General features: G+C 74.5%; 11 protein-coding genes. 9 read left to right on the top strand and 2 right to left on the bottom strand.

Features of this window, described 5'->3' with window-relative positions:
* The first annotated feature begins 41 nt into the window (after positions 1–41).
* The 8 genes from scy (at position 42) to CK485_RS19305 (ending at position 10,621) form a co-directional block, all read left to right on the top strand.
* The gene (gene scy / locus CK485_RS19340; RefSeq protein ID WP_109452231.1) at positions 42–3,779 is read left to right on the top strand and encodes a polarized growth protein Scy; all 3,738 of its coding nucleotides are present in this window, start codon (positions 42–44) and stop codon (positions 3,777–3,779) included.
* A 101-nt stretch (positions 3,780–3,880) separates the two neighbouring features.
* Complete coding sequence (locus CK485_RS19335) at positions 3,881–4,816, top strand: cellulose-binding protein (protein WP_109452229.1); 936 nt, start codon at positions 3,881–3,883, stop codon at positions 4,814–4,816.
* A gap of 108 nt (positions 4,817–4,924) precedes the next feature.
* Positions 4,925–5,947: an ABC transporter ATP-binding protein gene (locus CK485_RS19330; RefSeq protein ID WP_109453276.1), complete on the top strand. Its 1,023-nt coding sequence runs from the start codon at positions 4,925–4,927 to the stop codon at positions 5,945–5,947.
* Between the two features lies 1 nt (position 5,948).
* Entirely contained in the window at positions 5,949–6,719 is a 771-nt protein-coding gene (locus CK485_RS19325) for an ABC transporter permease (protein WP_109452227.1), read from the top strand.
* A gap of 18 nt (positions 6,720–6,737) precedes the next feature.
* A complete protein-coding gene (locus CK485_RS19320) occupies positions 6,738–7,565 on the top strand; it encodes a hypothetical protein (protein WP_109452225.1) in 828 nt (275 codons plus the stop codon).
* 44 nt (positions 7,566–7,609) lie between these two features.
* Complete coding sequence (locus CK485_RS19315) at positions 7,610–8,896, top strand: ABC transporter ATP-binding protein (RefSeq protein ID WP_109452223.1); 1,287 nt, start codon at positions 7,610–7,612, stop codon at positions 8,894–8,896.
* 2 nt (positions 8,897–8,898) lie between these two features.
* Positions 8,899–9,753 carry an ABC transporter permease gene (locus CK485_RS19310; RefSeq protein ID WP_109452221.1) on the top strand — a complete coding sequence of 285 codons (855 nt, stop codon included), beginning with the start codon at positions 8,899–8,901 and terminating at the stop codon, positions 9,751–9,753.
* 7 nt (positions 9,754–9,760) lie between these two features.
* The gene (locus CK485_RS19305; protein ID WP_109452219.1) at positions 9,761–10,621 is read left to right on the top strand and encodes a metallophosphoesterase; all 861 of its coding nucleotides are present in this window, start codon (positions 9,761–9,763) and stop codon (positions 10,619–10,621) included.
* Positions 10,622–10,668: 47 nt separating this feature from the next.
* Here the strand turns inward: CK485_RS19305 and CK485_RS19300 are convergent, their stop codons facing one another.
* On the bottom strand, positions 10,669–10,983 hold the full coding sequence (locus CK485_RS19300; protein WP_109452217.1) for an ATP/GTP-binding protein: 315 nt from the start codon (positions 10,981–10,983) through the stop codon (positions 10,669–10,671).
* A gap of 266 nt (positions 10,984–11,249) precedes the next feature.
* On the opposite strand from CK485_RS19300, the gene CK485_RS19295 reads away from it, so the two are divergent.
* A complete protein-coding gene (locus tag CK485_RS19295) occupies positions 11,250–12,302 on the top strand; it encodes an LLM class flavin-dependent oxidoreductase (RefSeq protein WP_109452215.1) in 1,053 nt (350 codons plus the stop codon).
* A 190-nt stretch (positions 12,303–12,492) separates the two neighbouring features.
* Here the strand turns inward: CK485_RS19295 and CK485_RS19290 are convergent, their stop codons facing one another.
* Entirely contained in the window at positions 12,493–12,885 is a 393-nt protein-coding gene (locus tag CK485_RS19290; RefSeq protein ID WP_109452213.1) for an SCO5389 family protein, read from the bottom strand.
* Positions 12,886–13,067: the final 182 nt, after the last annotated feature.

Raw genomic sequence — 13,067 nt, 5'->3', positions numbered from 1 at the left:
GTTGGCGGGTGAGCAGTCCAGGAGACGGATGGGACCGCGGAGTGCGGGGCTACGACCGCTACGAGGCTGACGACCAGCTCTCTCGTTTCGAGGCCGAGATGGAGCGGCTGCGGACCGAGCGGGACAAGGCCGTCGACCACGCAGACGATCTCGGCTACCAGGTCGAGGTGCTGCGCGCCAAGCTGCACGAGGCGCGCCGCCAGCTCGCCCAGCCGCGGGCCTACGACAACATCAGCCACCAGGCCGAGCAGCTCCTGCGCAACGCGCAGATCCAGGCCGACCAGCTGCGCGCCGACGCCGAGCGCGAGCTGCGCGAGGCCCGGGCCAACACCCAGCGCATGCTCCAGGAGCAGGCCGAGCGCCAGTCGCAGCTGGAGTCCGAGTGGCACGCCGAGGCGGTCGCCCGCCGCCGCAGGCTGGACGAGGAGCTGGCCGAGCGCCGCGCCACCGTCGAGAACCACGTCAACGAGAACGTCGCGTGGGCCGAGCAGTTGAGGTCCCGCACCGAGGCGCAGGCCCGCCGCCTGATGGAGGAGTCGCGCGCCGAGGCGGAGAGCGCGCTGAGCAGCGCCCGCGCCGAGGCCGCCCGGGTCGCCGAACAGGCCCGCGAGCGGCTGGAGTCGGCCGCCACCGAGGCCCGCGCCGAGGCCGAGGCGATCCTGCGCCGCGCCCGCGCCGACGCCGAGCGGCTGCTGACCGCCGCCTCCACCCAGGCCCAGGAGGCCACCGACCACGCCGAGTCGCTGCGCACCGGCGCGCGCACCGAGTCGCAGGAGGCGCGCCGGGAGGCCGCCGAGCTGACCCGGGCCGCCGAGCGGGCCATGGCCGAGGCGGAGAGCGCGCTGCGCGAGGCCCGCGCCGAGGCCGAGCGGCTGCGCGCCGAGGCGGAGGAGACCGCGGCGACCCGGCTGACGGAGGCGGAGACCTCCGTCGAGCAGCGCACCAGCACCGCGCGGGCCGAGATCGCCCGGCTGGTCGGCGAGGCCACCAAGGAGGCCGAGGCGATCAGGGCCGAGGCCGAGCAGCAGCGGGACGACGCGCGGGCCGAGGCCGAGCGGCTGATCGCCGAGGCCCAGGAGTCGGCCCGCAGCCAGGCCGCCGAGGACGCGGCGGCGCAGCTGGCGAAGGCGGCGCGCAGCGCGGAGGAGGTGCTCGCCAAGGCGTCGCAGGACGCCGAGGCCACCAGGAAGGCGGCGGCCGAGGAGGCCGAGCGCATCCGCAGCGAGGCGCAGGCCGAGGCGGACCGGCTGAGCGCCCAGGCCGAGGAGGCCGCCGAGCAGCTCAAGGGCGCGGCGAAGGACGACACCAAGGAGTACCGGGCCAGGACCGTCGAGCTGCAGGAGGAGGCGCGCAGGCTGCGCGGCGAGGCCGAGCAGCTGCGGGCCGAGGCCGTCGCCGAGGGTGAGCGGATCCGCGGCGAGGCCCGGCGCGAGGCGCTCCAGCAGATCGAGGAGGCGGCCAGCACCGCGGAGGAGCTGCTGACCAAGGCGCGTTCCGACGCCGAGGAGGTGCGGCAGGGCGCCGCCGCGGAGTCCGAGCGGGTGCGGGGCGAGGCCTCCGAGCGGGCCGCCGCCCTGCGCAAGCAGGCCGAGGAGGCGCTGGAGCGGGCCAGGGCCGAGGCCGAGCAGCTGCGCACCGAGGCCGAACAGGCCGCCGGCCGGCTCAAGGACACCGCCCAGGACGCCGCCCGGCAGGTGCGCGCCGACGCCGAGGAGGCGGCGGCGCGACTGGCTGAGGAGGCCGCCGAGGAGCTGGAGCGGCAGCGCGCCGAGGTGGCCCGGCGGCTGACCGACGCCGACGAGACACTGCGCGCCGGCACCGCGGAGGCGGACCGGCTGCGCAAGGAGGCCGCCCAGGAGGCCGAGCGGCTGCGCACCGAGGCCGCCGAGCGGGCCCGCACCCTGCGCGCTGAGGCGGAGGAGGAGGCGGACCGGCTGCGGTCCGAGGCCGCGTCCGACGCGTCGGCGTCCCGCGCCGAGGGCGAGGCGGTCGCGGTGCGGCTGCGCACCGAGGCGGCCACCGAGGCCGAACGGCTGCGCACCGAGGCCCGGGAGACCGCCGACCGGCTGCGCACCGAGGCGCAGGCCGCCGCCGAGCGGACCGCCGCCGAGGCCGCGGAGGCGCTGTCGGCGGCCGGTGAGGAGGCCGCCAGGCGCCGCCGGGAGGCCGAGGAACTGCTCGCCGACGCCCGCCGCGCGGCCGAGCAGGAACGCGGTCAGGCCCGCGAGGAGAGCGAGGAGTTGCTCGCCTCCGCGCGCAAGCGGGTCGAGGACGCGGGCGCCGAGGCGGAGCGGCTGGTCGCCGAGGCCGAGCAGCGCGCCGCCGAGCTGGTGTCCGCCGCCGAGCAGACCGCCCAGCAGGTGCGCGACGCGGTGGCGGGGTTGCACGAGCAGGCCGAGGAGGAGATCGCCGGCCTGAAGTCGGCCGCCGAGCACGCCGCGCAGCAGGTCCTGGCGTCGGCCCGCGAGGAGGCCGACAAGCTGCACGCCGACGCGGGCGCCGAGCGTGAGCGGGCGGGCGCCGACGCGGTGCGCATCCGGCGCGAGGCCAACGAGGAGTCGGAGCTGGCGAAGGCGCTGGCCGAGCGGACCGTGGCGGACGCCATCGCGGACGCCGACCGGCTGCGCGACGAGGCCCGCGAGGACGCCAACCGCAAGCGCGCGGAGGCCGCCCAGCAGGCGGACGAGCTGATCTCCGGCGCGGTCGCCGAGGCGGAGAAGGTCGGCCGGGAGGCCGACGAACGGGTGGCCAGGGCCGCCCGGGACGCCGAGCGGCTGACCATCGAGGCCGAGCGGGCGCGCACGGCGGCGGTGGAGCAGGAGGAGAACGCGAAGGCGGAGGCCGAGCGGCTGCTCGCGGCGGCGAAGGCGGAGTCCGAGCGCACCGTCGACGAGGCACGCGAGACCGCCAACCGCAAGCGGTCCGAGGCCGCCGAGCAGGCCGACGAGCTGATCGGCAAGGCGGCCACCGAGGCCGAGCGGCTCACCACCGAGGCGCGGGACGAGGCGCTGCGCACCGCCGCGGCGGCCGAGGAGCGCGCGGACGAGATGGTCGGTGCCGCCCGGGCCGAGGCGGAGCGGCTGGTGGCCGAGGCCACCGCGCGGGCCAACACGCTGGTGGAGCAGTCCCGTTCCGACGCCGACACGCTGCTGGCCGAGGCCCGCGGTGACGCCACGTCGATAAGGGAGCGGGCCGAGGAGCTGCGCACCCGGGTGGAGAGCGAGGTCGAGGAACTGCACGAGCGGGCCCGCAAGGAGTCCTCCGAGGCGATGAAGTCGGCCGGGGAGCGCTGCGACAAGCTGGTCGCCGCCGCCACCGAGCAGTTGGAGGAGGCCGAGGCCAAGGCCCGCGAGCTGGTGGCCGACGCCGAGCGGGCGGCGCGCGAGACCGCGTCCGCCGCGTCGTCGGAGGCGAGCAAGGTCCGCATCGCGGCGGTGAAGAAGGCCGAGGGTCTCATCAAGGAGGCCGAGCAGAAGAAGGCCGAGGCGGCCAGGACCGCCGAGCGGGTGGTGGCCGAGGCCCGTGCCGAGGCGCAGCGGATCGTCGACGAGGGCCGCCGCGAACTCGACGTGCTCAAGCGGCGCCGGGAGGACATCAACGCCGAAATCTCCCGGGTCCAGGACGTGTTGGAGGCGCTGGAGTCGTTCGAGGCTCCGGGCGGCGCGGGTGGCAAGAAGTCAGGAGAGCGCCGGGAGACCGGTGGTGGCGTGAAGGCGGGGGCGGGCGCCGGAAGCACGCGTTCGAGTGGCAAGCGTTCCGATGCGGCTCCACTCGATTGAGCGCACATTCTCCAGATGTAACGGGGATTGACTCGATGACACGCCGTCCTCACCCCTAGGATTCCCTCTATCACCTCACCGGCCTGATTGACAGGAACCCCATGAGCGACACTTCCTCCCCCTTCGGCTTCGAGCTCGTGCGGCGTGGCTACGACCGCGGCCAGGTGGACGACCGCATCACGAAGCTCGTCGCCGACCGCGACAGCGCTCTGTCCAGGATCACCGCGCTGGAGAAGCGCATCGAGGAGCTGCACCTCGAGACCCAGAACGCCCAGGCACAGATCAACGACGCCGAGCCCAGCTACGCGGGGCTCGGCGCGCGCGTCGAGAAGATCCTCCGGCTCGCCGAGGAGGAGGCCAAGGACCTGCGCGAGGAGGCCCGCAGGGCGGCCGAGCAGCACCGTGAGCTGGCGGAGGGGGCCGCCAACCAGGTGCGCGCGGACGCGGAGTCGTTCGCCGCGGAGCGCAAGGCGAAGGCCGAGGACGAGGGCGCCCGGATCGTCGACAAGGCGAAGAACGAGGCGACCCAGCTGCGCAACGAGGCCAACAAGGACGCCCAGGCCAAGCGCGAGGAGGCGGACGCCCTCTTCGAGGAGACCCGCGCCAAGGCCGCCCAGGCCGCCGCGGACTTCGAGACCAACCTCGCCAAGCGCCGCGAGCAGTCCGAGCGCGACCTGGCCTCCCGTCAGGCCAAGGCGGAGAAGCGGCTCGCGGAGATCGAGCACCGCGCCGAGCAGCTGCGCCTGGAGGCGGAGAAGCTGCGCACCGACGCCGAGCGCCGGGCCCGCCAGACGGTGGAGACCGCGCAGCGCCAGGCCGAGGACATCGTGGCCGACGCCAACGCCAAGGCCGACCGCATCCGCAGCGAGTCCGAGCGTGAGCTGGCCGCGCTGACCAACCGTCGCGACAGCATCAACGCCCAGCTGACCAACGTCCGCGAGATGCTGGCCACCCTGACCGGTGCCGCGGTGGCCGCGGCCGGCGCCCCGGAGGACGAGACCGTCTCCCGCGGCGTCCCGGCACAGCAGAGCCGCTGATCCCCGCTCAGCTCGCGCACGGCACGCCCGTACGACGCCGGACCCCTCGCCTCCCGGGCGGGGGGTCTTGCCGTGCGTGGTACGGGGTAGTCGCCTAGCGTGGACGGTGTGATCGAGCTCCAGGGGCTGACGAAGCGGTTCGGGGAGAAGGTGGCGGTCGACCATCTGACGTTCACCGTGCGGCCCGGCATCGTCACAGGTTTCCTCGGGCCGAACGGCGCGGGCAAGTCGACGACCATGCGGATGATGCTGGGTCTGGACAACCCCACCGCCGGCGACGTGCGGATCGACGGCAAACGGTACGCGGAGCTGAAGGAGCCGCTGAAGGACATCGGCGCGCTGCTGGACGCGCAGGCGGTGCACGGAGGGCGGACCGCGTACAACCATCTGCTCTGCCTGGCGCAGGCGAACCGCATCCCGCGCTCCCGGGTCGGCGAGGTGCTGGAGGCCGTCGGCCTGACGCCTGTGGCGCGCAAGCGGCCCAAGAGCTTCTCCCTCGGCATGGGCCAGCGGCTCGGCATCGCCGCCGCGCTGCTGGGCGACCCGCGCATCCTGATGTTCGACGAACCGGTCAACGGCCTCGACCCCGAGGGCATCCACTGGATCCGCAACCTGATGCAGTCGCTGGCCGCGCAGGGCCGCACGGTGTTCGTCTCCAGCCACCTGATGAGCGAGATGGCGCTGACCGCCGAGCACCTGGTGGTGATCGGGCAGGGCAAGCTGCTCGCGGACACCTCGATGGCCGACTTCATCGCCCGCAACTCCCGTTCCTTCGTGCGGGTGCGCACCCCTGAGCCGGAGCGGATGCGCGACGTGCTGGCGGCGGCCGGGATCGAGGCGCGGGCCGCTGCCGACGGCTCGTTCGAGGTCACCGGGTCGACCGCGGCCGACCTGGGCGAGCTGGCCGCCCGCGAACGGCTCGTGCTGCACGAGCTGAGTCCCCAGCAGGCGTCCCTGGAGGAGGCGTTCATGGGGCTGACCGCGCAGGCGGTGGAGTACCACGCGCGGGAGGCGGGCGAGCCGCCGGCGCCGGCCGCCGGGCCGCCCGCGGGGCGGTCGCCCGCGTGGGGCGAGCAGTGGCGGCGCGACCACGGCGGCGGACGGCCCGGCGGCGACGGCGAGGGGGTCTGAGATGGTGCCGGCACCCGCGGTGCTGCGGTCGGAGTGGACCAAGATCCGGTCGGTGCGTTCCACGGTGTGGACGCTGTCGCTGGCGGCCGTCATCACCATCGGGCTGGGCGTGCTCATCTCGTTCCTCGCCGACAACGGTTTCTCGAAGATGTCGCCGCACGACCAGCTGACCTTCGACCCGACGTACACCAGCTTCGCCGGGATGAGCCTGGGTCAGCTGCTGATGATCGTCTTCGGCGTGCTGGTGGTCTCCACGGAGTACAGCACCGGCATGATCCGCACCTCGCTGGCCGCGGTGCCGCAGCGGTGGACGTTCCTGGGGTGCAAGCTCGCGGTGGCGACGGCGCTGGTGTTCGTGGTCGGCATGGTGACGTCGTTCGTCACCTTCTTCGCGGGCCAGGCGATGCTGGGCTCGCACCGGGTGCACATCGGCGACCCCGGGGTGCTGCGCGCGGTCGTCGGCGGCGGGCTGTACCTGACGCTGATCTCGTTGTTCGCGATGGGGTGCGCCGCGATGCTGCGCAGCCCGCTGCTGTCGCTGTCGATCCTGATGCCGTTCTTCTTCCTGGTCTCCAACATCCTCAGCGCCGTCCACGCCACCCAGAAGGTCGCCTACTACCTGCCGGACCAGGCGGGCCGCAAGGTGATGATGGTCGTCACCCTCGGCGACGCGCGGCCGTACGGGCCGTGGGCCGGGCTGCTGATCATGGTCGGCTGGGTGGTGGCCGCGCTGGTCGGCGGTTTCTGGCTGCTGCGGCGCCGGGACGCGTGAAGCCCCTAGGCTCGCCGGGTGACCGATCACACGTTGCGGGGGCTCGGGCTGGACGCCGTGCCCGTGCTGTCGCCGCTGGCCTACCCCGGGCGGCCGGTTCCGTGGCCGGGGCTGCTGCTGGGCGAGGAGTTGCTGCCGCTGCGGGCGGACGGCGGGCCGGTCGGCAGCTGGGCGGTCGGCGGACGTGACGCGGGGCTGGACGCCGTGCTGCGCGGTGCGGGTCTGCCGGGTACGGACGAGAGGCTGCCGGTGCTCGCGGTGGGGTCCAACGCCTGCCCGGCGCAGGTCCGGCACAAGCTGACGCTCGCCGGACTCCCGGTGGCGGTGCCGATGAGCCCGCTGCGGGTGCGCGGCGTCGCGGCCGGGGTCTCGGCCCACATCAGCCTCGCGGGCTACGTGAGCGCGTCCCCGTACGCCAGTGGCGACCGCGTCGCCACACTGGCCGTCGGCTGGCTGGACGCGGAGCAGTTGACGGCCGTAGACGCCACCGAACCGCACTACCACCGGGTCCCGGTGGACGGCGACGCCTTCCCGATGACGCTGCCGGGCGGCGCGCGGCTGCCGTCGGCGGCGCTCTACGTGCACCGGCACGGCGTGCTCGCGCTGGACGGCCGCACTCCGCTGACCGCGCCGGACCAGCCCGCGCTGCTGCGCCGGCTGCTGGGCGCGTCCGCCGCGTTGCGTCAGCTGCTGGGGCCGGACCCGGACGCCTGGGTGGCCACGGTGGCAGGCGACCCCGCGGCGCGGGCGGCGGGCGCGGAGGTCTTCCGGCGCGAGGGCTGGCTGCTGCGGACACCCGGCCTGCCGACGTTGGCAGGAACCGAACCACCTTGGATAGCCTCCTAGCCGTTACGGGGGCACGCGCCCCAGTCGTCAGCGAGGGGCGGAGCATGATCGAGGCACGCGGCCTCACCAAGCGGTACGGCACCAAGACCGCCGTGTACAACTTGTCGTTCCAGGTCCGGCCGGGACTGGTGACCGGCTTCCTCGGGCCGAACGGCTCGGGCAAGTCCACGACGATGCGGATGATCCTCGGCCTCGACACCCCGACCGCGGGCGAGGTCACCGTCAGCGGCCGCCCCTACCGCCAACTGCCCAACGCGCCACGGCACGTGGGCGCGCTGCTGGACGCCAAGGCGGTGCACGGCGGGCGCAGCGCGCGCCAGCACCTGCTGTGCCTCGCCCAGTTGTCCGGCATCCCGGCCCGCCGGGTCGACGAGGTGCTGGGCGTGGTGGGCCTCCAGGACGTCGCGGGCAAGCGCTCCAAGGGCTTCTCGCTCGGCATGGGCCAGCGCCTCGGCATCGCCGCCGCGCTGCTCGGCGACCCGCAGGTGCTGCTCTTCGACGAGCCGGTCAACGGCCTCGACCCGGAGGGCATCCACTGGGTGCGCAACCTGATGCGGCGGCTGGCCTCCGAGGGCCGCACGGTCTTCGTCTCCAGCCACCTGATGAGCGAGATGGCGCTCACCGCCGACCATCTGATCGTCATCGGGCGCGGCCAACTGCTGGCCGACATGGGCGTCAAGGACTTCATAGCGCGCAACTCGACCGGCTACGCGCTGGTGCGCACCCCCAACGAGCCCGGCGCCCGCGAGAAGCTGACCGCCGCGCTGCACGAGGCGGGCGGCGCGGTGCAGCCCGAGCAGGACGGCGCGCTGCGCGTCACCGGCCTGGAGCTGCCGCGCATCAGCGACCTCGCGCACCAGGCCGACGTGCGGCTGTGGGAGCTGTCGCCGCACCACGCCTCGCTGGAGGAGGCGTACATGCGGCTCACCCAGGGCGCGGTCGACTACCGCTCGACGCACGACCCGCGTGCCGGTCTGCAGGAGCAGGGCCGGCCCGTGCCCGGTCAACTGCCGCCGCCTGCCATGGGTTACGGGCAACCGCAGCCGTACGCGCCGCAGGGCGGGCCGCAGCCGTACGCGCCGCAGGGCGGGCCGCAGCCGTACGCGCCGCAGGGCGGCCGACTGCCGCCGCAGGCACCGGCGTACGGGCAGGCTCCGGCGTATCCGCCCGGCCCGGCGCCGCAGGGCCCGCCCCCGCAGGGCGGCTTCGGCGCTCCCCCGGCCCCGCACCACGCCGCGCCGCCCGCGCCCGCGCGGCCGGCCGCCCCCGCGGCGCCCCCGCAGGCCCCCGCCGCTCCCGCCACCGACCAGCCCGACGCCGAGGACCGCTGACGATGACCACTCCCCACCAGGCCACCGCACAGGGCGCCCAGCCGTGGCAGGGCGGCGCGCCCGCCTCGTACGCCTCGCCGATCCCCGTGCGGAACGCCACCTTCGGCGACGCGCTGCGCTCCGAGTGGACCAAGATCCGCACCGTTCGCTCCACGATCTGGACGCTCGGGGTGATGCTGCTGGTGGTCGTCGGCATCGGGCTGCTGGTCGCCTCCGTGATGAGCGGTCACGAGGCGAGCGGCTTCCCGGCGCTGGCCGCCGGCTTCTTCGGCGTGCTGCTCGGCAGCCTGTCGGTGATCACGCTGGGCGTGCTGGTGATCTCCTCGGAGTACAGCACCGGGATGATCCGCACCACGCTCACCGCCTGCCCCAGCCGCTCGCGCGTGCTGGCCGCCAAGGCCGTGGTCTTCTTCTCCCTCGCCTTCGTGCTGACCACGGTCGCCTGCCTGCTGGTCGCGGCCGTCGACTCCTCACTGATCTCCGGCAACGGCGTCCTCGCGCCGTCCGGCAGCCAGTGGGCGCGGGCCACCGTCGGCGTCGGTCTGTACGTGGCGCTGCTCGGGCTGCTGGCGCTGGCGGTCGGCGCGATGCTGCGGCACTCGGCGGGCGCGATCACCGCCATGCTGGGCGTCGTCCTGCTGCCGTTGCTGCTCGCGCTGTTCATGGCGGGCGAGAGCCTTCAGACGCTGCGCACCGACCTCATCGAGTACTCGGTGCCCAACGCGCTCGCCGCCGTCTACGGCATCCCGATGCTGGACTCCGGGCCGCACGGCTGGACCCCGTTGTGGATCCTGGCCGCGGTCACGGTCGTCGCGCTGGCGGGCGCGTTCACCGTCATCAACAAGCGCGACGTGTGAGCCCGCGATGACCGCCCGCCTGCTCGCCGTCAGCGATCTGCACATCGGCTACGAGGAGAACCGGAGGATCGTCGACGGGCTGCGGCCCTCGGACGACGGCGACTGGCTGATCGTGGCCGGGGACGTCGCCGAGCGGGTCGAGGACGTCGAGTGGGCGCTGCGGACGCTCGCCGGGCGGTTCGCGAAGGTGCTGTGGGCGCCGGGCAACCACGAGTTGTGGACGCACCCGAGCGACGCCGTCCAGTTGCGCGGGGCCGCGCGTTACGCGCGTCTGGTCGACGTGTGCCGCTCGCTGGACGTCGTCACACCCGAGGACCCGTATCCGCTGTGGCCGGACGCGGACGGCCCGGTGGCGGTCGCGCCGTTGTTCGTGCTGTACGACTACACCTTCCGGGCGCCGGGGACGGCCACCAAGGAGGAGTCGCTGCGCGCCGCGTACGCCGCGGGCGTGGTCTGCACCGACGAGCACCTGCTGCACCCCGATCCGCACGAGGGCCTGGACGACTGGTGCCGTGAGCGGGTCGCGTACACCGAGCGCAGGCTCGCCGAACTGCCCCCGCACGTTCGCACGGTGCTGATCGGGCACTGGCCGCTGCTGCGGCACCCCACCGAGATCCTGCGCTATCCGCAGTTCGCGCAGTGGTGCGGGACCGAGCTGACCGCGGACTGGCACCGCAGGTTCCGGGCCGCCGCCGTGGTCTACGGGCACCTGCACATCCCCCGGGTGACCTGGCACGACGGCGTGCGGTTCGAGGAGGTGTCGGTGGGCTATCCGCGCGAGTGGCGTCCGCGCCCGCCGCGCGAGCCGCTGCGGGTGGTCCTGCCGCGCCCGCAGGACGAACCCCCCGGTGACGGCCTGTCGGCCTGACGGCCCGACGGCCTCGCCCCGAGGCCCGCGCGACGGCCCCGACTCGCTCAGTGGCGCGGCGCGTTGCGGGAGCGCAGCACCTTCGCGCCGCGCCGGTCCCGGGCGTTCCAGCAGGCGCGGTGCCAGTGGCGGCGGTCGTCGACGCCCGCGTGCTCGGGCCAGGCCACCACGTGGCCGACTCCCGGCGGGATCTCCTGGTCGCAGCCGGGGCAGCGGTAGGTCTTGCCCGCGCTGCCGGAGACCGGGCGCATCACCCACTCCTCGCCGCGCCAGCTCTCGGTGCGTTCCAGGCCGTGGCGTTCACCGTCCCGGCCCGGTTCGGGCGCGACGGCCCGGTGCGGGCGGTTTCGGCGGGGGGACACGGGACACCTCGTACGGGGGCGAGTCGGCGACAGGGCGGGTTCCGGCAGACCCGGACACCAGCCTACGCGGCCCGGACCGGCTCCGGTAACCGGCGGACAACGCGCCGTGACGCGTCCGACAATCACGCAGTCACGAAATCACGGCGCCGACCGTGCCCTTGGCACGTGTCAGGCGTTAACCCCCATGGGGGAGCCTCCCGTTCGCCAGGCGGCATCCGGTCCGCCGCACCGCGGGCGTACGGGCGGGGAAGAGAGGTGAGGACGACATGCACGAGACACCACGGGTGGGAGCGTTCGCGCTCTCGGCGCAGTTCCCGGGTCAGGGACACGCCGAGGCGCTGCACCGCACGGTGCGCACCGCCGAGGCGGCCGAGCGGGCCGGGCTCGACTCGGTCTGGCTGGCCGAGCACCACTTCATGCCGTACGGAGTGTGCCCCTCGGCGGTCACGCTCGCGGCGCTGCTGCTGGGCCGCACCCGGCGGATCACCGTGGGCACGGCGGTCAGCGTACTGCCGACCACGCACCCGGTGGCGCTGGGCGAGCAGGCGGCGCTGCTCCACCTGACGTCGGGCGGCCGGTTCGTCCTCGGCGTCGGGCGCGGCGGCCCCTGGCAGGACCTGGAGGTCTTCGGCACCGGACTCGCCGCCTACCAGGAGGACTTCCCCGAGTCGCTCGACCTGCTGCTGCGCTGGCTCTCGGAGCCCCGGGTGGGCTCGGACGGGCCGCGCCACCGCTTCCGCGAGGTGCCGGTGGTCCCCCGGCCGGACGACCTGGACGACGTGGGCGTGCCCGCCCGGCCGCGGGTGGTCGTCGCCTGCACCTCACCGGCGACGGTCCGGCTGGCGGCGGCGCGCGGGCTGCCGATGCTGCTCGGCATGCACTGCGGGGACGAGGAGAAGGCCGCGATGACGGCGCTGTGGCGGCGGGAGGCGCTGGCGGCCGGACGCGATCCGGACGAGGTGGCGGCCATCGCGGCGGAGCACGTCTCGGCCGGGGTCGCGCAGGTCGCCGACACCACGCGGGCCGCGGTGGAGACGCTGCGCAAGGCGCTGCCGGGCTGGTTGCAGCACGGGCTCGCGGCCCATGTGACGGTGGACGGGCGCCCGCGCGCCAAGCGGGACGCGCACGCCTACACCGATCTGCTGTGCTCGCTGCACCCGGTGGGCTCGCCCCGGCTGTGCGCGGACCGGATCGCGGCGACCGTCGAGCGGACCGGGATCAGCCGTTTCGCCCTGCTCGCCGAGGGCAGTGGAGACCTGGCGGAGACGGAGGCCTGCGTGGCGCGGCTCGGCGGTGAGGTGCTCCCGCTGCTGGCCTGATCGGCCCGTCCGGCGCGAACGGACCGGCCGGGCGTGATCGACTCGATCCGGTCGCGTCCGGGTCGTCGTGCGCCTGCGGCCGCGGGTCGCGCAGCGGGAGCGTGAAGAAGGGGCGTCGGGTCGTGGGAAGGGCGGGGTGGGGGAATCGTGTGCGGACCGGGTCCGGAGTGGCCGGACCCGTCCGGATCGCTCAGCAGTCGCGCAACTGCGGTGACTGGTTGAGCAGTTGGGCTCGCACCGAGGTGAACTTCGCGTACCTCTGGTCGACCGCGGGGTCCAGGGGGAAGACCGCGACCCGGTGGCAGTTCTGGAATGCGAGCCGGACGCCGAAATGCCGTTGCAGCGCGCCGCGTATCGCGTCGCTCGCCAGGGCCCTCAGCAGTTGGCCACGCGCCTGCTCGTCCGGCGGCGGAACCTGGTTGTCGGCGAACTCTCCCCCGTCGACCTTGAGTTGTGCCACCAGAGAACTGATCATCTCCCACGCGTACGGCAGGGAGGTCCGGACGCAGTCGACGAATTCGGCTTCGTCGACCTCGCCTCGCTCGGCCTGTTCCAGGAGGGCCGGTGAGACGTCGAGCGACATGGGTACTCCTCTCGCGACCCCACGGGACACCCCCGCGAGGCCTGACGGATGTCGGAGGAAATCCGCAGACGCGACAACCGTATGACGGACTCCCGCTACCCACCGTAGGCGTATGGCTGCGGCCACACCAGGCGCTTGCGCGTACAACCGGCCACTCTCCAGGCCATATCAAGTGCCCGGCT

The sequence above is a fragment of the Streptomyces sp. ICBB 8177 genome, assembly GCF_003144095.1.
GTDB lineage: Bacteria > Actinomycetota > Actinomycetes > Streptomycetales > Streptomycetaceae > Streptantibioticus_D.
Note: the sequence above shows the minus strand (reverse complement) of the source record. Positions and strands in the feature narration are given on the sequence as shown.